Annotated in this window: 14 protein-coding genes; 13 read left to right on the forward strand and 1 reads right to left on the reverse strand. The window is 61.7% G+C overall.

Going from position 1 to position 22,165, the window contains the following annotated elements; genetic code table 11:
- Positions 1-22 precede the first annotated feature (22 nt).
- The gene (locus tag C0V82_RS22695) at positions 23-2,959 is read right to left on the reverse strand and encodes a TonB-dependent receptor (protein WP_102114717.1); all 2,937 of its coding nucleotides are present in this window, start codon (positions 2,957-2,959) and stop codon (positions 23-25) included.
- Positions 2,960-3,665: 706 nt separating this feature from the next.
- Here C0V82_RS22695 and rhaM point away from each other — a divergent pair.
- The 13 genes from rhaM to C0V82_RS22760 all read left to right on the forward strand — a co-directional run bounded on the left by rhaM (position 3,666) and on the right by C0V82_RS22760 (position 22,162).
- Positions 3,666-3,980 (forward strand): L-rhamnose mutarotase, encoded by a 315-nt coding sequence (gene rhaM / locus C0V82_RS22700; RefSeq protein ID WP_102114718.1) that lies wholly within the window; start codon positions 3,666-3,668, stop codon positions 3,978-3,980.
- A 17-nt stretch (positions 3,981-3,997) separates the two neighbouring features.
- Complete coding sequence (locus tag C0V82_RS22705; protein WP_211107971.1) at positions 3,998-7,819, forward strand: beta-galactosidase; 3,822 nt, start codon at positions 3,998-4,000, stop codon at positions 7,817-7,819.
- Positions 7,816-10,176 carry a glycoside hydrolase family 95 protein gene (locus C0V82_RS22710; protein ID WP_102114719.1) on the forward strand — a complete coding sequence of 787 codons (2,361 nt, stop codon included), beginning with the start codon at positions 7,816-7,818 and terminating at the stop codon, positions 10,174-10,176. Before C0V82_RS22705 ends, C0V82_RS22710 begins: the two co-directional genes overlap by 4 nt.
- Positions 10,177-10,241: 65 nt before the next feature.
- A complete protein-coding gene (gene bglB / locus C0V82_RS22715) occupies positions 10,242-11,348 on the forward strand; it encodes a beta-galactosidase BglB (protein WP_102114720.1) in 1,107 nt (368 codons plus the stop codon).
- 85 nt (positions 11,349-11,433) lie between these two features.
- The gene (locus C0V82_RS22720; RefSeq protein ID WP_102114721.1) at positions 11,434-12,909 is read left to right on the forward strand and encodes an MFS transporter; all 1,476 of its coding nucleotides are present in this window, start codon (positions 11,434-11,436) and stop codon (positions 12,907-12,909) included.
- A 180-nt stretch (positions 12,910-13,089) separates the two neighbouring features.
- Complete coding sequence (locus C0V82_RS22725) at positions 13,090-13,998, forward strand: amidohydrolase family protein (protein ID WP_102114722.1); 909 nt, start codon at positions 13,090-13,092, stop codon at positions 13,996-13,998.
- On the forward strand, positions 13,995-15,212 hold the full coding sequence (locus C0V82_RS22730; RefSeq protein ID WP_211107970.1) for a glycosyl hydrolase 53 family protein: 1,218 nt from the start codon (positions 13,995-13,997) through the stop codon (positions 15,210-15,212). Before C0V82_RS22725 ends, C0V82_RS22730 begins: the two co-directional genes overlap by 4 nt.
- Before the next feature lie 71 nt (positions 15,213-15,283).
- Positions 15,284-16,495, forward strand: coding sequence for a rhamnogalacturonan acetylesterase (locus C0V82_RS22735; RefSeq protein WP_102115162.1), 1,212 nt, complete (start codon positions 15,284-15,286; stop codon positions 16,493-16,495).
- Positions 16,496-16,523: 28 nt separating this feature from the next.
- Positions 16,524-17,483 (forward strand): alpha/beta hydrolase, encoded by a 960-nt coding sequence (locus C0V82_RS22740; protein ID WP_102114723.1) that lies wholly within the window; start codon positions 16,524-16,526, stop codon positions 17,481-17,483.
- The gene (locus C0V82_RS22745) at positions 17,470-18,456 is read left to right on the forward strand and encodes a glycoside hydrolase family protein (protein ID WP_188595047.1); all 987 of its coding nucleotides are present in this window, start codon (positions 17,470-17,472) and stop codon (positions 18,454-18,456) included. The genes C0V82_RS22740 and C0V82_RS22745 overlap by 14 nt, the downstream gene beginning before the upstream one ends.
- Entirely contained in the window at positions 18,453-19,958 is a 1,506-nt protein-coding gene (locus C0V82_RS22750) for a rhamnogalacturonidase (RefSeq protein ID WP_102114724.1), read from the forward strand. The genes C0V82_RS22745 and C0V82_RS22750 overlap by 4 nt, the downstream gene beginning before the upstream one ends.
- Positions 19,955-21,253 (forward strand): oligogalacturonate lyase family protein, encoded by a 1,299-nt coding sequence (locus tag C0V82_RS22755; protein WP_211107969.1) that lies wholly within the window; start codon positions 19,955-19,957, stop codon positions 21,251-21,253. The genes C0V82_RS22750 and C0V82_RS22755 overlap by 4 nt, the downstream gene beginning before the upstream one ends.
- Positions 21,254-21,370: 117 nt before the next feature.
- Complete coding sequence (locus C0V82_RS22760; RefSeq protein ID WP_102114725.1) at positions 21,371-22,162, forward strand: IclR family transcriptional regulator; 792 nt, start codon at positions 21,371-21,373, stop codon at positions 22,160-22,162.
- Positions 22,163-22,165: the final 3 nt, after the last annotated feature.

The following is a 22,165-nucleotide window of genomic DNA, read 5'->3' on the forward strand; positions in this document are numbered from 1 at the left end:
GCTTTTTCTGATCAGAAGGCGATCAGTACTTGTAGCTAACGCCCGTGTAGTAGCGCTTGCCGGAATAGGCCAGTTCGCCCAGGCGGATATCCTCGCCCGAGGTCGTGCGTTCGGCCTCACCCGTCAGGTTCTTGCCTTCGATGAAGAAGGAGACGCCGGTATCGCCCAGACGATAGGTGGCCTTGGCGTCCAGATAGCCGGTGCCGTCGCGGAACACGGGATTGCCCGACCGTTCGGCGGCCGCCTGCAGCCACTTGGTACGGCCATTATAGGCGACGCGGACATTGATGCCGTCCTTGTCGTAATAGGCGATCAGGTTGTAGCTGTGCTTCGACAGGCCGGGGAAGGGCAGTTCCTCACCCGTCAGCGAATTGAACAGGCCCACATCCTTGGCGCGGGAGTAGGTATAGTTCACGCTGGCACCGAACCCATCGAAGGGCGAGGGCAGGAAGGTGAACGCCGTCTGCGCCGACAGTTCCAGACCGTCGATCTTGGCCCCGCCGCCATTGATCGGCATGGTCACGTCAAACAGCGTGCCGTCATTGAACAGGTCGATATTGCGGACCAGGGTGCGGGCCAGGATGAAGCTTTTCACATCCTTGTAGAAATATGAGGCGTTCAGCAGCGTGTCGGCATTGATGTACCAGCCGAGATTCAGGTCATACTGGTCGGCGCGGTAGGGATCGAGGTCCGGGTTGCCCGACGTGCAGCTGTCCAGCAGATTGTCGGCCTTGCCGGCTTCGGTCAAGTCGTACAGGCAGTTGGCGGCCGGCACCAGATCGGTGGGCTTGGGCCGCGCCATCACCTTGGCCCAGCCGATACGGGCAATCACCTCGTTCGGGATCAGGCCGAAGCTCATGTTGAAAGCCGGCAGCGTGTCGGAATATTTCTCATTGATGGACACCGGCGTCAGGCCGACCGTCACGATGGAGGTGATGGGCGAACCGGTGCTGGTGGTGCCCGTCTGACGGTTCTCGCGACGGGTCAGGGCGCCCGTTGCGGTGATCTCCGTTTCGACATAGCGAACGCCGAAATTGCCCGACACGGGCATATCGCCAACATCGAATTCGAAGTTCGCCTTGGCATAGCCGGCGGACACTTCCTCGTCGATATCATGGGCGGGGATCTGGTCGCGGCCATTGGCGCGGCGGATCAGATCATGATTGAAGCCCGAAATGTCGAACCAATCGCCGATCTGCCGGACCTGCGGCGCCATCCAACCGCTCGGCACATTGCCGATATTGCCCTTGTAGCCCTTGTAGAAATTCTGCGGCGTCTGATGGGCGGTGGCGCGGACGAAATCCACCAGCTTCTGCGGGGTCCAGACCAGACCATTGTTGGCCGCCCCCAACGCCACGTTGGAGGTGACGTTGGCCGACGGCACGACGGTGCCATCAGTCGCGGTGTAGCCGCCACCGGCATAACGCAACGAACCGGTCTTGCGCCACTGGCCGCCCACTTCCAGGGTGGTCAGCGACCAGCGGTCGATGCTGTAATCCAGGTCCAGCTTGGCCGCATCCTCCGTGGTTTCAACCTCTTCCGGCCGGTACTGAACCGCCGCGCCGCCATTGCGATAGGTCTCTGGATTGGACGGGTCGAAACCGGTGGGGAAGGTGAAGGTTGGGATGCCGTTTTCCGACAGGGTCACGCCGATATTGGGCACGGTGGCGCTGATCGCGATGGAATTGGTATCGCTGTACATCGTGCTTTCGGACGTCGAATAGAAGCCCGACGCCGTCAGACGGTCACCGACCCAATTGAAGCCGCCCGTGTAATATTTGGATTCCAGCGTGTAGTCGAAGCCGCGCATCTGCGAGCCGAAGATATTGCCCGCACCGGTCGTGCTGCTTGGCGCAGTCGCCGCGGTCATCAGGCCGATGACATTGTGGTTGGAATCCACCGTCACGCCGACCGGGTTGATGCGCGAAGCGGCAGTAAGGTCGATGGAGTAATTATAGTCGGTCAGGAACTGGTCACGCTTGTTCCAGTTGATGTCGGCATAGACATCCAACTCGTCCGTGACCTGATATTGTAGCGTCGTCATGGCAGAGACGCGCTTGTCGTTACGATACCACATGCCGTAGCGCGGAATGCGCGGTGACAGGTCGTACCATTGCGATTCACAGCTGGTGCGGTTGGCGGCAGTGCTCTGGCTGGCGCAGGCGGCCTTGGTCGCCACACTCTCAAAACCCGCCACATTACGGGTCTTGTTGGGCGAGTTGTCGTAATCGGCCAGCGCCACCCATTCGGTGTTGCGCAGGAAGTCGCCACGCGTATCGACATCATCATAGGTGACGTTAACCAGCACACCCAGCCGATCATCAAGATACTTGTCACCGAAGGTCAGGTTGCCGCGCGGGGTGACCTTCTTTTGCAGGTCCAGATACTGGCCGGCGGCAGAGACGGAGAACAGCGTCTTCTTCAGTTCCAGCGGACGGCGCGTCTGTACCGACACAGTGCCGCCGACGCCGCCTTCGGTCATGTCGGCGGTGAAGCCTTTGAACACGTCGATCGATTTAATCAGTTCCGACGCCATGTCGCGCAGATCGGCACCGCGCGCACCGGTGCCGGCGCCGCCCAGAACGGAGACGCCGTTGATTTCAACGCGGTTTAGGTCCGGTTCGACGCCGCGGATGGAGACTGACTCCCCCTCGCCAAAGGCGCGGGACAGTTGCACACCGGTGATGCGCTGCAGGGCCTCGCCCACATTCTTGTCGGGGAACTGGGCCACATCTTCGGCCACCAGGCTGTCGACAACGGTGTTCGCCTTCTTCTTGCGGTCGATGGCCGACTGCAAGGAGGCGCGGGTGCCGACAACAATGATCTCTTCCAGTTCAACCTTTTCCGCCGGCGCAGTCTGCGCCAGGGCGGGCATGGAAACCGCTGTCATCAGCAGGCCGAAGCCAGCGCCGGCCAGCAACTTTCCCGACCGCGCCGTGCGGCTCTTCACATACTTCATCTCTCAACTCCTCCCCACAAGGCGGGCCGCCAATCTGACGGGGCGGCCAGGGTGTTTTTGTTGCGTCTTACGCCATTGGTTGGCGCGATTCCAACATGTGGAACGTTGTCCCAAAAATAATATAATACCAAATCATGACATATGAAAGCGCATTGTGAAATTCGCTCCCAAATTTTTGTCAAACTGTTTCAGATATTGAGAAAAAGCCCCGGCCGGGACCGGCCCGACCGGGTAGCTATAGGAGGGAAGCAAGGTGAATGATCACCTGCGTATCCAAGGCGCCCGTCAGATCGGACGGGGTCTGGATACCGGGCGGCGGGGGCGCCGGCCGGTCCTGTGACGCCTTTCCTGGCCCCGGTAGGGCGGGGGTGCCCATGGGCTGGGAAAGACGTAATCTGTTGAAAGGGTCCCGCCTGATTTCAGGAACCGGACGGCGTCAACTTTCGCTTTGAACATGCGTGATGGCGGGCCTGGAGGCAAGAAGAATTTTCACATTGCAGAACAGTCCGCCACATAATGGGATTATGCTTTGATGATGGTTTCGGTGCGTTGACGGGCAGGCAGTGATCGGGCCAAGAGCTGCCAAAATGCGCGCCCATAAAAATCTCATATTGTGTGATGTTAATCCACATTGTATGACTAAATTGTATGACATTTGACGAGAGCCCCGCAGAAGGGGCCGCACCATTGGCAAGGGAGTGGATCAATGACGCCCATTGCGTTCCGCATGAAACTGAAGCCCGGAAATGTGGCAGAGTACAAACGCCGCCACGACACGCTGTGGCCGGATCTGGCCGACGCGTTGCGCGATGCTGGTATCTATGATTACTCCATTTTCCTCGATGAGGAGAGCCTTTCCCTGTTCGCGGTCCTGCGGCTGACGCAAGACAACAAGGCCGACGACCTGCCCAAACTGCCCGTCATGCGTCGCTGGTGGGATTATATGGCCGACATCATGGATGTGAACCCGGACAACAGCCCCGTGCAGGTGCCGTTGCCCAGCATGTTCTATTTCCCGTGATCGAGGCGCCCCGACCCATGACGCAGATTTCCCGCAATGTGCGCCGTCTGGCGCTGATTCTGGCCCCGCTCCTGTCACCGGTGGCAATGGCGGCGGGTACCCCATCCTATATCCTGACATCCTTCATCAATGGCGATGCCAAATCGATGTCGGTCTACCGCTCCACGGACGCGGTCAATTTCACGCTGGAAAAGGCCGAGGCGTTCAAGCCGCCGCAGGGCCTGCTGCGTGACCCCAGCATTATCCGGCACAAGGATGGCTGGTACTATGTCACCTACACGACGGATTGGAACAATGACCTGATCGGTTTTGCCCGGTCGAAGGACCTGAAGGAATGGACCTTCTTGGGCAATCACAAGATTTCCATTCCCGGCACGACCAATTCCTGGGCGCCGGAATGGTTTGTAGATGCGGATGGGTCGGTCCATATCATCCTGGCTGTGTCCACCAACGGGCCTAACGGACAGTTCAAGACCTATCGCCTGACCGCGACCGATGACAGCCTGTCCAACTGGACAGCGCCTTCGGTGCTGCACGGTCTGGGCCCCAACCATATCGACGCCAAGATCATCCAGGAGGCGGGCCGCTACTACGCCTTCATCAAGAACGAAACGACGAAGTTCATTGAGCTGGCGACGGCGCCGAAGCTGGATGGCCCCTGGGTGTTCACCCGTACCGGCGACTGGGCCGGGTGGGGTACTCTGGTGGAAGGGCCGGCGGTCGTGAAGCGACCCGATGGTGGCTGGCGCATCTATTTCGACCAATATGTCGAGAAGCGCTACTGGTACAGCGATAGCATCGGCCCCGGTTTCACCGGCCAATGGGCACCCAAGGTGGAATTGCCCGGCGGCCTGTCGGGCAAGGTCCGGCATTTCACGGTGCTCAAGGATGAGCCGCCGGCCAAGAAGCCGGTTGTCGCCCCGCTGGCTACGCCCGTCACCTGGGACCGCTATTCCCTGAAGGTGGGTGGTGAGCGGATTTTCAGCTGGGGCGGGGAGATGCACCCGTTCCGCCTCCCCAGCCCTGACCTGTGGCGCGACGTGTTCCAGAAGATGAAGGCGTCCGGGTACAATACCGTCGCCATCTATTTCGGCTGGGGCTATCACTCGCCCAAGCCGGGCGTGTATGATTTCACCGGTGTGCGCGATATGGACCGCGTGCTGACCATGGCGAAGGAGGCGGGGCTCTACGTCATCGTCCGGCCCGGCCCCTACATGAATGCCGAGGTCACGCGTGGCGGCTTCCCCAGCTGGCTGGTCAAGCAGCAGGCCAAGGCCCGCACCGACCATCCCGAATATCTGGCAGCCGCCGATGAATGGCTGACGGCCATCAACGGCATCTTGAAGAAGCACCAGATTACCGATGGCGGCGGTACTGTCATCGCCTACCAGATCGAAAACGAACTGGACGTGACGCAGCCCACCCAGCAGCGTTACATGCAGCATCTGTATGACAAGGCGCGGGCCGACGGGATCACGGTTCCCATCTTCCACAATGACAAGGGCCGCAACGGTAACTGGGTGCCCAAGGGCAGTAATGTGCCGGGTACCGTGGAAGGGCCGAACGACCTTTACGCCTTTGACGGCTATCCCGGCGGGTCATGCGATGTTGACGCGACGGTTGGCAAGCCGAACCTGGCACCGGATTGGGGAATGTACGGTCCCGGCGGTGCCTTTGGCGGGGCCAGTGCGTCGCCCAACACACCGGGCTTTGCGGCGGAATATGGCGGCGGCTGGTTCGATTACTGGGGCAGCAATGGTGCCTATGGCTGCAATGCCCAGCGTCTGGGCAGTGGGTACCAGCGGGTCTTCTATGGGACCAACATTGCCAACGGCCTGACCATCCAGAGCTTCTACATGACCTATGGCGGCACCAGCTGGGGCTGGATGCCGGCACCTGTGGTCTATACGTCTTATGATTATGGCTCCGCCATCGACGAGGCACGGGGCCTGCGGGAGAAAGCGCGCGGCATCAAGCTGATGGGGCACTTCCTGCAAACGGTGAAGGACCTGACGCAAATGGACCGGGCCACGGGTCTGGTCCCCAGCAGCCCGAATGTCCGCCTCTATCACAATGTGAACCCTGAGACGGGCACGCGCCTGCTGGTCGCCACGCATGCGCCCAACAATGCGCAGACGGATGATGTCTTCAGCTTCAAGGCCGCGCTGCCCGATGGCGAATACAGTATCCCGCAGGCCGGCACGCTGCGCCTGAAGGGGCATGACGCCAAGCTTTGGCTGGCCGGCTATAATCTGGAACGCCAGCGTCTGGTCTATTCCACGTCGGAACTGTTCACCCATCTGCGCCAAGGGGCGGGCGACCTTGCCCTGTTCTATGGACGGCAGGGGGAGGATGGAGAGATGGTACTGCGCTACAGCAGCGCCCCCAACGTGACGGTACTGGACGGCAAGGTTGAGAGCGTTTTTGACGCGGCCAAGGGTGACCTTCGCCTGAATTTCAGCCATCAGGGTCTGGCCCGCGTGCGGATCAGTGGTGGCGGTAAGCCCGACTTGACCCTGTTGATCGCTGACCTTCCCACCGCCGAGACATTCTGGCGGCAGGAAACCAAGGATGGCGTGCTGCTGCAGCGTGGCCCCACCCTGGTCCGTACCGCGCAGGTAAAGGGCAAAACCTTGGACCTGACCGGTGATACCGAGAGCGACAGCCCGCTGGAAGTCTGGGCACCGACCGGCGTTACATCCGTGCGCTGGAACAGTGCCTCCGTGCCGGTGGAAAAGGGTGTGGGCGGCAGCCTAATCGCCAAGCGCGACCTGTCCGGTCCTGTGGCGGTGACCCTGCCCGACCTGGTCAAGGCTTCATGGCGGTTCCAGGCCGGTTCCCCGGAAGCGGCGAAGGACTTCGATGACAGCACTTGGGCCGTGGCGAAGCCGGGCCGTACCGCCAGCTTTGTGAAGCCGCCGGGCGGTCAGCCGCTGCTGAACATGGATGATTACAACTTCCACCACGGCGATGTCTGGTACCGGGGTCGTTACACCGCACAGCCGGGCGTCTCGAAGCTGGAATTGCATTACGGGGCCGGGGGTGCCGGCATGGTTCAGGTCTGGCTCGATGGGCGCTATATTGGCCAGCATGTGCTGCCGACCGGCCTGCCGCGCCCGCCGGGCCAGGGGCTGGCGACCTTCACCATCCCTGAAGATTTGCAGGCACCGGGCGAGCGTGTGCTGTCGGTCATGGTCCGCAACAATTCCCACCATTGGGACCTGGATGTTGATGATCTGCACAAGGAAGCGCGCGGCCTGATCTCCGCCTCGCTGTCCACGCCGACGGGCAAGAGCTTTGCAGTGCCCATCGCCTGGAAGATACAGGGCAACCTGGGGGGCGAGGATATTGCCGACCCTGTGCGCGGCGTGTTCAACAATGGCGGCCAGTATGGGGAGCGCAACGGCTGGCACCTGCCAGGCTTTGACGACAAGGGCTGGACGACAGCGTCGGTGCCTGCCAATGCCGCACAGCCGGGGACGGTCTGGTACCGTACGGAGTTCACGCTTGACCTGCCCAAGGGTCAGGACAGCGCCGTCGGCCTGTCGTTCGGCGATGCCACGGTTCCGCGTTCGATCGGCTCCTATCGCGTCTTGATCTTCCTGAATGGCTGGAACATGGGGCAGTTCATCGCCGATGTCGGGCCACAGCGTACCTTCGTCCTGCCCACCGGTATCCTGAACCCCAATGGCAAGAACACACTGGCCCTCGCCGTGACGTCTGACGGCAAGCCGGGCGATACGCTGGAGGCCGTGAGGCTGGTCAGCCTGCGTAACGCCCGTTCATCATTGTCGGTTTCTTCGGTGCCCGCGCCGAAATACCGCGAGATTGTCAAATGACCGGACCCTCCCGCCGCGAACTTCTGACCGGTTCAGCAGCGACATTGGTTGCCGCCAGTCTGCCACCGCCGGTCGCCGCACAGACGGTAGAGAAGCCGTCTGGGATCGCGCCGATCTTGCGCTACACGCGTCCCGCCGATGTCTGGGTGGAGGCGCTGCCTGTCGGTAATGGTCGGCTCGGGGCCATGATGTTTGGCGGCATCACAGGCGAACGCCTGCAGTTGAACGAGGACACGTTCTTCGCGGGCAGCCCATACGATCCCGTCAACCCCGAGGCATTGTCGGCCCTGCCAGAGGTCCGGCGTTTGATATTTGCCGGGGAGTATAAGCAGGCACAAGACTTGGCCGATGCAAAGCTCATGGGCAAACCCTTGAGGCAGATGGCCTATCAGCCACTGGGTGATGTTTTGCTGACGTTTCCGGGGCTTGAGGGGGTGCGTGAATATAGTCGCAGTCTGGACCTGGATGGCGCCATCGCCACCACCCGCTTCCGCACGGGATCAGCGCTGTTCACGCGCGAATTATTTGCCAGTGCTGTGGATCAGGTGATCGTTTTACGCCTGACCAGCAACCGGCCTGGCAGCCTGACATTCAACCTCTCCATGACCAGCCCGCAAATATCCGACAGCCGGGTGGAGGGCGGAAATACCATCGTCCTTTCCGGCGTCGGCCCCACACAGCAAGGTGTGGAAGGGAAACTACGCTTTGAAACGCGGGTTCGGGTGCTGGCCACCAAAGGCAGCGTGACCGCGCAGAACAACGATATCTATGTCGAGCAGGCCGATGAGGTGGTGATCCTGATCAGCGCCGCCACCGCCTATCGTCGGTTCGGCGATATCTCGGGTGATCCCGCGGCCCTGGCGGCCAGCGCCTTGGACAATGCGACGATTAAGCCTGTTGATAGGCTTCTGGCCGATCATCAGTCCGATTACCGCGCGCTGTTCCGCCGTGTCTCCATCGACCTTGGCCCGCCATCAGCCGACAGTACGCTTACCACAGATGAACGCATCCGCCGTTCGGCCGAACTGGCTGATCCGACGCTGGCCGCACTTTATTTCCAGTATGGGCGCTATTTGCTGATCTGCAGTTCCCGGCCCGGCACACAACCTGCCAACCTGCAGGGCATCTGGAATGAAAAGACGAACCCCTCCTGGGGCTCAAAATGGACCCTGAACATCAACGCCCAGATGAATTACTGGCCAGCGGAGCCGACCAATCTGGCCGACTGTGTGGAGCCTTTGGTGCGGTTGATCCGCGATCTGTCGATCACCGGCGCGCGCACGGCCCAGAAAATGTATGGTGCGCGCGGGTGGGTGGTCCATAACAACACCGACCTTTGGCGTGCCTCTGCCCCGGTGGATGGTGCGGTCTGGTCGCTTTGGCCCCTTGGCGGGGCATGGCTGTGCCAGCATCTGTGGGATCATTACGATTACAGCCGGGACAAGGCGTTCTTGGCGGATGTCTATCCGCTGATTAAAGGCTGTGCGCTCTTCTTCTTGGACACCTTGGTCACCGACCCGGCGTCGGGTTATCTGGTTACCGTCCCGTCCATGTCACCCGAAAACCGGCATCTGGAGGGGGTCAGCATTTGCGCTGGCCCCGCAATGGATAACCAGCTGCTGCGTGACTTGTTCAGCCAGGTGGCGCAGGCAGCCAGTCTGTTGGGCCGTGACGCTGATCTGCGCCGTCAGATGTTGGCTACGCGTGCAAAACTGGCGCCTGATAAGATCGGGGCTGGCGGATATCTGCAAGAATGGTTGCAGGATTGGGACGCGCGTGCGCCTGAACAGACGCATCGCCACGTGTCTCATCTGTACGCGCTGCATCCCGGCTCTGCCATCAATCGTCGTGATACGCCTGAACTGGCCACGGCTGCTCGCCGAACCTTGGAAATCAGGACGGATGATGCCACGGGCTGGGGCATTGGCTGGCGTGTCAATCTTTGGGCCCGGTTGGGCGACGGGGAGCGAGCATATAAGGTTTTGGGCATGTTGCTGGAACCACGCCGCACCTACCCCAACATGTTTGACAGCCATCCGCCGTTTCAGATCGACGGCAACTTCGGCGGTACGGCCGGCATTGCGGAAATGCTGGTACAGAGCTGGGGCGGGGAGGTGCATTTGCTCCCGGCGCTGCCACGCGCTTGGCCGACGGGGCACATTACCGGCATCCGCGTGCGCGGCGATGGTCAAATTGACCTGCATTGGCAGGACGGTCGTCCCGATCAAGTGATCATGCGAAGCGGGAAGGGTGGGAACTTCACCCTGCGTTATGTCCAGAATAGCGTAAAACTGCGCATCCCCGCAGGTGGGGAACGCCGCCTGCGTTGGGATGGTGCCAAACTGGTGGGCGCATAATGCCACAATCCAACAGTCCGCGTCCCCTTAACATCTAACGAACTGTACTCAGGAAAGACCATCCCATGCCTAACCTCGCCCATGGCCTAAAGGCCGCAGACGTTACCCGGACCATCGACCTGTTGATCAGCAATCTGGTCGATATCAAGGATGAGACAGGGGAATTCCTGCTGCGGCTGGATGATGGCCGCGTCATCGACACCAAGGGCTGGAACGACTGGGAATGGACCCACGGCATCGGCCTGTACGGGATGTGGAAATATTATGAGATGACGGGCAGCGAGCGTGCCTTTCAGATCATGCTGGACTGGTTCCGCGACCGTTTTGCCGCCGGCACCCCGACCAAGAACATCAACACCGTCAGCCCGTTCCTGACCCTGGCCTATCTTTATGAAAAGACCGGCAACCAGACCTATATCCCGTATCTGGACACCTGGGCCGAATGGGTGATGCACGGCCTGCCCAAGACGGAAGAGGGCGGGTTCCAGCACATCGTGTTCAATTCCGAGAACCCGCAGCAATTGTGGGATGACACGCTGATGATGTCGGTCCTGCCGCTGGCCAAGATCGGCCTGCTGCTGAACCGTCCAGAATATGTGGAAGAGGCCAAGCGCCAGTTCCTCATCCATATCAAGTATCTGTTCGACACCAAGACCGGCCTGTGGTTCCACGGCTGGACATTCGACGGTCGCCACAACTTCGCCGATGCGCTGTGGGCGCGCGGCAATTGCTGGGTCACCATCGCCATTCCGGAGTTCATTGAGCTGCTGGATCTGAAGGCCGGCGACCCGCTGCGCACCTTCCTGATCGACACGCTGGAGAACCAGGTCAAGGCGCTGGCCAAGTACCAGACCGAGGATGGCCGCTGGCACACGCTTATCAACGACCCGACCTCGTATCTGGAAAGCTCGGCCGCCGCCGGTTTCGCCTATGGCATCATGAAGGCCGTGCGCAAGCGCTATATCAGTGCCGAGTATGAGCCGATGGCCATCAAGGCGGTGCACGCCGTCCTGAATAAGATCGCGCCCGATGGTGAGCTGCAGGAAGTGTCGTTCGGCACCGCCCTGGGCAGCGACCTGCAGTACTACCGCGACGTCAAGCTGACCTCCATGCCCTATGGCCAGTCGCTGGCCATCGTCTGCCTGACGGAAATGCTGCGTCGGTTTATTTGACGCGCCCTTCTTTTCGCCTTCCCGGCCTTGGCCGGGAAGGCAATGAGAAAATTCCAATAAAAACAAACCCCCAGAGGAAACACCGATGAGCCAGCGTAGCGTGAAGCCCATCAATTATCTGGCCTATGGTGCCAACGACATCCTGGGGGCGGGGTCGATGGCCGTGATCAGCGGCTGGATCCTGTTTTTCTATACGACCTTCTGTGGGCTGTCGGCGACGCAGGCAGCGGCGATTTTCGCCATTGCGCGACTGCTGGACGCCATTGTCAGCCCCATCGTCGGGCATCTGTCGGACAATTTCTACCGCACGCGTCTGGGCCGCCGGTTCGGGCGGCGGCGCTTCTTCCTGATGATCTGTATCCCGCTGGTGCCCAGCTTCGCCCTGATGTGGGTCAGCGGGCAGGGGTTCTGGTACTATCTTGCGACCTATGTGCTGTTTGAGACGGTCTATGCTGTCGTCCTGATCCCTTATGAAACCTTGGCTGCCGAGATGACCAAGGATTACAAGATCAAGGCGAAGCTGGCGGGCATCCGCATCCTGTTCGCGCAAAGCTCCGCCATCGCCGCCGGTTTCCTGCCCGCAGCCATTGTCGGCTGGGTGGGCGGCAAGGACAGCGCGGATACGTTCCTGATCATGGGCATCATCTTTGCTGTGGCCTTTGCCATCGTGCTGGCCTTCACCTGGGCTTTCACCTATGAGCGGTCGGTGGAAGAGGTGGAGCAGATGAAGGCCGGTGAACCGGTCATGACGTTGGGCGACAGCTTCAAGAAGCTGTACAGTGACCTGTTCTCCACCCTGAAAATCCGCGCCTTCCGCCTGCATCTGGGCATGTATCTGGGCGGCTATATCAGCCAGGACGTGTTCAACGCCGTCTTCACCTATTTCATTGTCTTCGTGTTGGCGGGGTCGGTGTCAGAGGCGTCCAACCTGTTGGGCAGCATGTATATCGCGCAACTGTTTGCGGTAGCGATGTTCATCCAGCTTTGCCTGCGCATCCATCCGGCTCCTTCGTATCGGTTGGCGGTCTGTTTCTACATCCTGGGCGTAATCGGGTTCCTATCGATCCATTTCTTCCGGCCTGAGAACCTGCATCTGTGGCTGTTCGTGCCCATCATCCTGTCGGGTCTGGGCCGGGGTGGTCTGAACTACATCCCCTGGAACACCTATAACTACATGGCCGATGTGGACGAGGTGGTGACGGCCAAGCGGCGCGAGGGCATTTTCGCCGGCGTCATGACCTTTATCCGCAAGGCCACCCAGGCCGCCGCCGTGATGGGCGTCGGCTTGATCCTGGAGGCCGGCGGCTTCATGCCCAAGGCCGAGGTACAGAGCGACCAAGCCATCACCACCATCCTGGCCGTCATGGGGATTGGTACCATCGGCGTGCTGCTGGCCGGCTTTGCCGTGTCCCGCCGCTTCCGCTTGGACGGCCCGCGCCATGTGATCCTGATGGAGGAAATCGCCCGCTTCAAGGAGGGCCGGTACGAGACGACGCCCGACCGCCGCGCCATCCTGGAAGACCTGACCGGGTGGAAGTACGAGCGGCTTTGGGGGCGGTGAGGTTTCAACCTCGTCATCCCGGCGAAAGCCGGGACCCAGGGGCCAAAAGCCCTACCTGACAGCGATTTCGAATGAAGCAGCGTAAAGGTTTTCTCCGTGGCCCCTGGGTCCCGGCTTTCGCCGGGATGACGAAACAGGTGGAACCGGGCCAATCAAAGAGCAGCATTCCGGGAGACGTCCATGACCAGCCTGCCCATCGTCGATCCCCATATGCATCTGTGGGATTTCACGCGCCAGCATTATTCCTGGCTGATGGACCGACCCTTGCCGTCCAATGCGGCGGGAAATGTGGAGCCGATTGCCAAGCCCTATGGCCTGACAGATTATCTGGCCGACACCGCAGGGTACGATGTGCGCGGGGTCGTGCATGTGGAGGCGGGCGCCAGCACCGCCCATTCCCTGGCCGAGACGCAGTGGCTGCAGGGCGTGGCGGATGAGGGGCGGCTGCCCATGGCGCTGGTGGCGTTCGCCGCCCTGAATGCCCCTGATGTGGAGAAGCTGCTGGCCGGCCATGCCGAACATGGGGCGGTGCGGGGCATACGCCATATCATCAATTGGCACAGCGACCCGGCCAAGACCTATTCCGCGCGCGACGTGATCGGCGATGCTGACTGGCAGCGGGGCTATGCGTTGCTGGCTAAATATCGCCTGTCCTTCGATCTGCAGATCTACCCCTCACAGATGGCGGTCGCGGCGGAACTGGCGGCACGTCACCCGGATATCCCGGTGATCCTGAACCATGCCGGCATGCCCACGGATCAGGATGCGGATGGTCTGGCGCTGTGGCGTCAGGGTCTGGCCCTGCTGGCGGCACAGCCGAATGTGGCGATCAAGATTTCCGGCCTCGCCATGATCGATCGGCAATGGACCGTGGACAGCCTGCGTCCCTTCGTGTTGCACGCCATCGACGCGTTCGGGCCAGATCGGGCCATGTTCGCCAGCAATTTTCCCGTCGACAAGCTGTATGGCGGGTTCGGCGCCCATTATGCTGCGTATGACGCTATCACGGCAGATTTCACCGACGCGGAACGCCGCGCGATGTTCGCGGGTAATGCCGCCCATCTCTACCGTCTGGCGGTGACGCTGTGAGGGGGCTGACACGGCGGGAACTGGGCCTGTCAGCGCTGGCTACCGGTGCCCTGTTCACCCTTCCCGCTGGCGCGGCGGTGGGACCGGAACGACCGGGTGCCTATATCCTGGGTGCCGACATTTCCTGGATCCCGGAGGATGAGGCGGCGGGGGCCGAGTATTACCTGGATGGCAAGCGCCAGGATATTTTCACCATCCTGACGGGCGCGGGATTCAACTGGGTCCGGTTGCGCCTGTTCGTGAACCCGGAAAACGGCTATTCGGCGGGCAAGAAGGACAGCCCCTGGTGCGGGCTAGAACAGACGATCAAGCTGGCCCGGCGCGTGAAGGCGGCGGGGATGAAAATCGCCCTGACCTTCCATTATTCCGACACCTGGGCCGACCCGCAACATCAGGACAAACCGGCCGCCTGGAAAGACCTCTCCTTCCCCGATCTGGTGCGTGCGGTGGAGGCGCATACGCGCGACAGCCTGAATGCTATGAAGGCTGCAGGCGTGTTGCCCGACATGGTGCATGTCGGTAACGAGGTGACGTTCGGCATGCTGTGGCCGGAGGGGCGCGTCGCTCTGCCGGTGCCCACGGGCAATCCCGCCACCGATGCGGTGCATCTGAAACCTGAAGGCATTGGCGGCTACGATCAGTTCGCCACCTTGCTGAAGGCCGGGATCAAGGCCACGCGGGAGGTGGCACCAAAAGCCAGCATCATGCTGCACAACCATCTGGGCCGGCATTGGGTGATTGTGCGGGAATGGACCGACGCGCTGCTGTCGCGCGGGGTGGATTTCGATTTGGTCGGATTTTCCTGTTACCAGCAGTTGGCAGAGGGCGATTGGGAACGGACCTTTACGGAGTTCGTGAAGCGCTACCCCAAACTGGGTTTCTGTGCCGTCGAATATTCAGGCCGCAAGGAATACCTGAACGATCTGGTCTTCAATGCGCCGGGCAAGCGCGGCTGGGGCAGCTTCATTTGGGAGCCAACCCGGCATCAGGAAGCGGTGTTTGACAAGAATGGCCGCAATGCCGGCGGCGGGGCTAAGCCCAATCTTCTGTCACAGGGCATCAACAGTGCGGAGGCTCCAGGAGCCGTTCAGCCCGGCACACCGCTCCCGCCACCGCCATCCGGGCCGAAGCGCCACGGCGAGGGCGGGCGGTATGAGGCGAACCAGTTCCTGGAGCTTTATCGCAGCTTGTCGCGGAAGTACGGGAGCCGGTGATGCGCGGCACCTCTCCTTTCGCCGGGATGCCGAAGTGTGTGTTTCTAATCCTGCTTTGCCTGGGTGTTGTAATGCCTGCCGCCGCGGAACCTGATCGCTGGGAGTTCCGCTTTGCTGGCCAGGGGGCTGGCATCCCCGTAACGGCGTCAGAATTATACGACCCCGCCAAGGGCTATGGCTTTGAACCGGGCTTTGCCCCTGAACGCGATAAGCCATTCCTGTTCTCCATCAAGGTGCCAGAGGGCAATTACCGGGTCACGGTCACCCTGGGCAATGCGAAGGCCAAGGCGCGGACCAGTGTGAAGGCCGAAAGCCGCCGTCTGATGCTGTGGGGCGTGGAAACGCCCAAGGGACGGTTCGATACCCGGTCCTTCATCGTAAATGTACGCACACCCACCCTGCCGCCCCCGCCGCCGAATGCGCCCGGTGGCACTGCCGTCCGCATCAACGAGCGGGAGGTGGGCAAGCTGCACTGGGATGACAAGCTGACGCTGGAATTTGCCGACACTGCCCCGCATGTCGCCGCCTTGCGCGTAGAGAAAGTCGACGTTCCGACCCTCTATCTGGCTGGCGACAGCACCGTGACGGATCAGCCTGCCGAACCGGGCGCCAGTTGGGGCCAGATGCTGACCAGCATGCTGACGCCCGACATCGCCGTCGCCAACCACGCGGAATCCGGTGAGACGATGAAAAGCTTCATCACCGGTCTGCGTCTGGACAAGATACTGTCCAGCATCAAGGCCGGTGACACCCTGTTCATTCAGTTCGGCCATAATGACAGCAAGACGGCATGGCCCCAGACCTATGTCGATGCCGCTACCACCTACCCCGCCTATCTACGCGTCTTCATCGCAGAGGCGAGACGGCGGGGGGCGGTGCCGGTACTGATCACCTCTCCCCATCGCCGCAACTTTGATGCGAGCGGGCACATCACCAACAGCCATGGTGATTACCCCGACGCCGTCCGCAAGGTGGCGGCGGAAGAGGGCGTGGCCCTGATCGACCTGAACGCAATGTCGAAGGACATCTATGAGGTGCTGGGACCGGATGTCGCGCCGCGTGCCTTCAGCAATGGCGGCAAGGACCCTACGCATCACAATAATTACGGCGCCTGGCTGCTGGCGCGCGCCGTGGTGGCGGGGATCGCGGTCAGCGACCTGCCCCTGAAATCCCATATCCGCCCCGACCTGCTGCCGTTCGACCCACGCCATCCGCCGGGACCGGATGCACTGATCCTACCGGAAAGCCCGATCCGGTCAGATGTGACGCCACGGGGCAACTGATCGCCTGAGCCTTGCCAAGGATGTGAGTATGAACCGCCGCCAGCTTTTCACTGCCGCTGCTGCAACCGCCCTGGTGGCGGGCGTTACCGCCGAGACAAACGCCGCCGACGCACCGGGGACGGTGCTGCCGCTCTGGCCCGGTAAGCCGCCGGGCGCGGAGAAAGTGACGGTGACCCAGTCGGAAATCGCCCGGTCGGACGACCCGCGTTTCAAGGATGTGGCTATCCTGAATGTCACCCAGCCCAATCTGACCCTGTTCCGCCCGGCCAAGCCCAACGGGGCCGCCATGCTGATCATTCCAGGTGGCGGGTACCAGCGGGTGGTGGTGGGCAAGGAAGGCTATGATATCGCGCAGTGGCTGGTGGGCGCGGGCATCACGGTCTATGTCCTGCTGTATCGTCTGCCGGCCGATGGCTGGGCGGCGGGGCCGGACGCGCCATTGCAGGATGCACAACGGGCCATTCGTGTGATGCGGTCACAGGCCGGGACCTATGGGTTCGATCCCAACCGCATCGGCATCATGGGCTTTTCCGCCGGCGGGCATCTGGCGGCCATGGCAGCTACACGTTTTGGGAAGCAGACCTATGCGCCCGTGGATGCGGCGGATGCGCTGTCCGCCCGGCCCGATATCGCGGCCCTGGGTTATCCCGTCATCTCAATGATTCCCGGCATCACCCACGGCGGGTCGGCCAAGCAGATGCTAGGGGAGAACCCCAGTGCTGCGAAGATTGAGGAGTTCTCCGCCGATAAGGGTGTGCCTTCCGATGCGCCCCCCACCTTCATCACGCATGCCGCCGATGATGGGGCGGTGCCGGTGGAGAACGCGCTGCTGATCTACGCCGCCTTGCGCGCGCAGAAGGCGAAGGTCGCCATGCATCTGTTCGAGGCAGGCGGGCATGGGTTCGGCCTGCGCGCCGAAAAGGCCGCCCCGGTGGCTGCTTGGCCGCAACTGTTCCTGGATTGGAGCCGGACCCATGGCTTTGCATAAGCTCATCGCCGCTGCGCTGCTACTGTTCCTCGCCATCCCCAGCTTTGCCGAAGCGCCCAAGCCGCTGTACCGCGACCCCGTGTTTGACGGGGCGGCGGATGCGTCGCTGGTCTATGACCCGGCGGGGCGGCAATGGGTGATGTTCTACACCAACCGCCGCGCCACCCTACCGAGGGCCGAGGGTGTGGAATGGGTGCATGGCACGCGCATCGGACGGGCCGTATCCAAAGATGGCGGCAACAGCTGGACCTATGATGGCACCGCCGACATCCGTTACGGCAGCGGTGATGACATCACCTACTGGGCACCCAATGTCGAATTTATCGGCGGCCAATGGCACATGTTCCTGACCATCGTGCCGGGCGTTTTCAAGGATTGGAATGCCAGCCGGGAGATCGTGCATCTTATCAGTCGCGACCTGAAAATATGGGATTTTGTCGGCAAGGTCGATCTGGGGTCGGACCGGGTGATTGATGCGGCAGTGCATCCACTGCCGGGCGGTGGCTGGCGCCTCTGGTACAAGGACGAACGCGACGGCTCTTCTACCCATTATGCAGATAGCAAAGATTTGAAGACCTGGACCCATGGCGGCGTCGCTGTGAAGACGCGCGGGGAGGGGCCGCAGGTCATTGAATGGCAGGGCTGGTACTGGCTGATCATGGATGCCTGGGACGGGCTGGGCGTCTACCGCTCCAAGGACCTGACCAACTGGGAGCATCAGCCCGACAATCTGCTGAAACAGCCGGGCACCGCCCTGACCGACCGGGCCAAGGGCGGGCATCCCGATGTGGTGGTCAGCGGTGGTCGCGCCTTCCTGTTCTATTTCGTGCAGCAGGGTGGGGAGCCGGAAGCCGCCAGTGACCCGACATGGCAGCGCCGGTCGGTGATCCAGGTGGCCGAACTGCGCTTCCAGGATGGCTGGCTGACCGCCGACCGCGAAGCACCCGTGGATGTAAGGCTGCTGCCGCCATGATTAATTGGTTCGATATCCGTGACTACGGGGCCGTGGGCGATGGGACCTGCATCGACAGCCCGGCCATCAACCGCGCTATCCAGGCCGCCGCCGCCGCAGGGGGAGGTGCGGTGTGCGTCCCCGCGGGGATATGGCTATGTTTCTCCATCAGGCTGGCGTCCCATGTCCGGCTGCATCTGGATGCGGGTGCAATCATCCGCGCGGCGGTGCCGGGGGCCATGGGTGCCTATGACCTGCCAGAGCCAAACCCGCACAACATGTATCAGGATTTCGGCCATTCCCATTGGCACAACAGCCTGATCTGGGGCGAGGGGCTGACTGATATCGCCATCACCGGCCCCGGCATGATCGACGGGCACGGCCTCACCTCCAAGGGGCCGGGGGCGAAATGGGCCAAGCGTAAAGGGTACTTCCCCGAAAGTATGGCGGGGATGAGTGCGGCTGAACTGGCGGCCGAGGACCCGGAAGAAGCGGCGATGCAGGGCCAGGGCAACAAGGCCGTTGCCCTTAAAAACTGCACCCAGGTCACGCTCAGCGATTTCACCCTCGCCAAGGGCGGCCATTTCGCGGTACTGGCGACCGGCGTCGATCACCTGACCATCAGTCGGCTGCGTATTGATACCGACCGTGACGGGCTGGACTTGGATTGTGTGCGCCACTGCGTGGTCAGCCATTGTCGCATCAATACACCCAATGATGATGCCATCGTCCTGAAATCCTCCCTGGCGCTGGGGCAGGTGCGGCCCACTGCGCATGTTCGCATCCATGATTGCCATGTCAGCGGCTTTGATCCTGGTTCCATGCTGGACGGCACCTTCCGCCGTACCCAGGACAAGGCCCCCGATCAGGATGGGATGACGGGGCGTATCAAGCTGGGCACCGAAAGCAACGGCGGCTTTCACGATATCGAGATCACAAGTTGCACGTTTGAACGGTCACGCGGGCTGGCCCTGGAAACCGTGGATGGCGGCATGCTGACCGATATTCGGGTCAGCGACATCACCATGCGGGAGATCACGACGGCGGCCCTGTTCATCTATGCCGGGGCGCGGATGCGCGCACCGGAAGGCACGCCGCCCGGCGGCATCCGGGGCGTGCGCATTGAACGGGTGCGGGCAACGGATGTCGATCCCCGCTTTGCCAGCATCATCGCGGGGCAGGTGGGAACCCCAGTGCGCGACGTCGTGCTGTCGGATATCGACATCACCTATCGCGGCGGCCTTGCCGCCTTGAACGTGCCTGTGCCGGAAAAGCCCGACGCCTATCCCGAACCCAGCATGTTCGGCCCGCTGCCGGCCTGGGGCCTGTTCATCCGTCACGCGGCGGGCTTGCGGGTGCAGGGTGCCACCCTTTCCACCACCCAGGCCGATGGCCGCCCGGCCCTGTGGCTGGACGATGTGGAGGCTGTGCATTTTGAACAGGTCGATCTGAATAACGCCGCCGCGACTCCGCCCCTGGTCTGCCGGGATGTGCGTGGCCTGACAGGGGAGATGGTGCCATGATGATCAAGCGCTTGGGGCTTCTGGCCCTCGCCCTGTTGGCCGGCCTGTCGGTGTCGGCGGATGAGGTGCCGCGCGAATGGGTGGACAAGGATACGGGCCACCGCGTCATCCGCCTGTCGACGGAACCGGGCACCCGCAGCCTGTATTTCCATCAGAACGGCTATACGCCTGATGGCAAGACCCTCATCGTCACCAATCCGGGCGGCATTGACACGATTGACCTTGCCACCCGCGTGCAGAAGCGGCTTGTGGCCGGTGCAGACCTGAACCTACTGTTCACGGGGCCGAAGACTGGCCGCGTCTTCTTCACCCGCAAACCGCAACTGGCCGAGGGGGAGGGGGTGGAGGTTTTCGCCGCCGACCCCGCCACGGGCAAGGTGATGCAGGTCGCGCATGTGAAGAAGGGGCAGATCGGGTCTATCAATGCCGACGAAACCCTGTTGCTAGGCGTGCTGGCCGAACGGAAATTTGAGCTGCAGCCCGGCGCGCCCGATCCGAAGAATACCCGCTTCGACAATCACTATGAATATGTCGGGCCGGACGGCAAACCCATGGTCTATGCCGACGCCAAGGAGGTGCGGCTATACCAGCGGCTGGAAGCGCGGGTGCCGATGGAGATATTCACCATCGACCTGAAAACCGGTGCGCAGCGCACCGTCCACAAGGCCACGGACTGGCTGAACCATCTGCAATTCTCCCCCACCGATCCCACCCTGATCATGTTTTGTCATGAGGGGCCGTGGCATCGGGTGGACCGTATCTGGACCATCCGTACCGATGGCAACGGCCTGACCAAGATCCATACCCGCACCATGAATATGGAAATCGCAGGGCATGAGTTTTTCAGCGCCGATGGCAAGACCATCTGGTACGACCTGCAAACCCCGCGCGGTGAGGATTTCTGGCTGGCCGGGTATGAGATCGCGACGGGTAAGCGCACCTGGTACCACCTGACCCGCGATGAATGGTCTGTGCATTTCAACGTCTCGCGCGATGGCACCTTGTTCGCGGGTGATGGCGGCGATGCGGAGATGGTGGCCAAGGCCCAGGATGGCAAATGGATTTACCTGTTCCGGCCCGAAGGCATTCCCGATGTCGCCGGCATCCATGCCCCCAATGCCGATGACTTGATCCGCCCCGGCGTGCTGCGGGCAGAGAAACTAGTTAATATGAAGGATCATGATTACCGGCTGGAACCCAACATCACCTTCACACCAGATGGCAAATGGATCATCTTTCGCGCCAACATGCATGGTGACGTGCATGTCTATGCGGTAGAGGTGGCAAAGCCCTGACGGGCGCAGCCCCTTGGTTTTCCACAATTTTCACCCAGGCGCACCCCGTTCCCGACCTTGCTGTTTTAGCGTGATTATGGGATGCTGTTCCGCAAATTGAGAGAGTGATACGAGCAGATGAGCAGCGCCACCGTCGAGCAAGATGAAGATGCCCCCAAGGCTACCCCCAGCGGCAGCCAGACGCTGCTGCGTGGGCTGGATGTGCTGGAGGCTGTGGCCGACGGTCCGATCAGCCTAGCTAAGCTGGCGCAGCGCCTGGATCTGACGCGCAGCACGACGCATCGGCTGGCCGCTGCCCTGGTGGAACGGGACTTTCTGATCCTAACACCGCGTGAAGGGTATCAGTTGGGGCCGAAGCTGCTGGAACTGGGCTATCTGGCGCAGCAGCAGATGGACATCCCCCGCGTTGCCCGCCCGCATATCGAGGATCTGGCCGCTGCCACCGAGGATACAGTGCATCTTGGCGTGCTGGATGGGGAAGAGGCGCTGTACCTCGACAAGATACCTGGCCGGCGGCGTATCGAGATCGGTTCGCGCGTCGGTGAACGCCATCCCATCGCCTCCACCGGTCTGGGCAAGGCCCTGATCCTGGATGAGAGCGAGGCGCGCTGGCGCAGCTTCCACGACAAGCATTTCAGCGAGGCCGACTGGCCCGTCTGGCATCAGCGCATGCGCAACTATGCCAATGGCGGCTACGCCTTCGACCTGGAAGAGAATGAAGACCGCATCCGTTGCGTCGCTGCCCCCATCCGCGGTGCCAGCGGTAAGATCATTGCCGCCATCAGCCTGTCCAGCGCCGCACAATACATGAATGATGAGCGTATGCAGGAACTGATCGCCACCGTGAAGGATACGGCCCGCGCCATCAGCAAGGGTATGGGCTGGAGCGGCGGGACAGGGCGGCGTTAAGCC

The sequence above is a fragment of the Niveispirillum cyanobacteriorum genome (assembly GCF_002868735.1).
Classification (GTDB): Bacteria; Pseudomonadota; Alphaproteobacteria; order Azospirillales; family Azospirillaceae; genus Niveispirillum; species Niveispirillum cyanobacteriorum.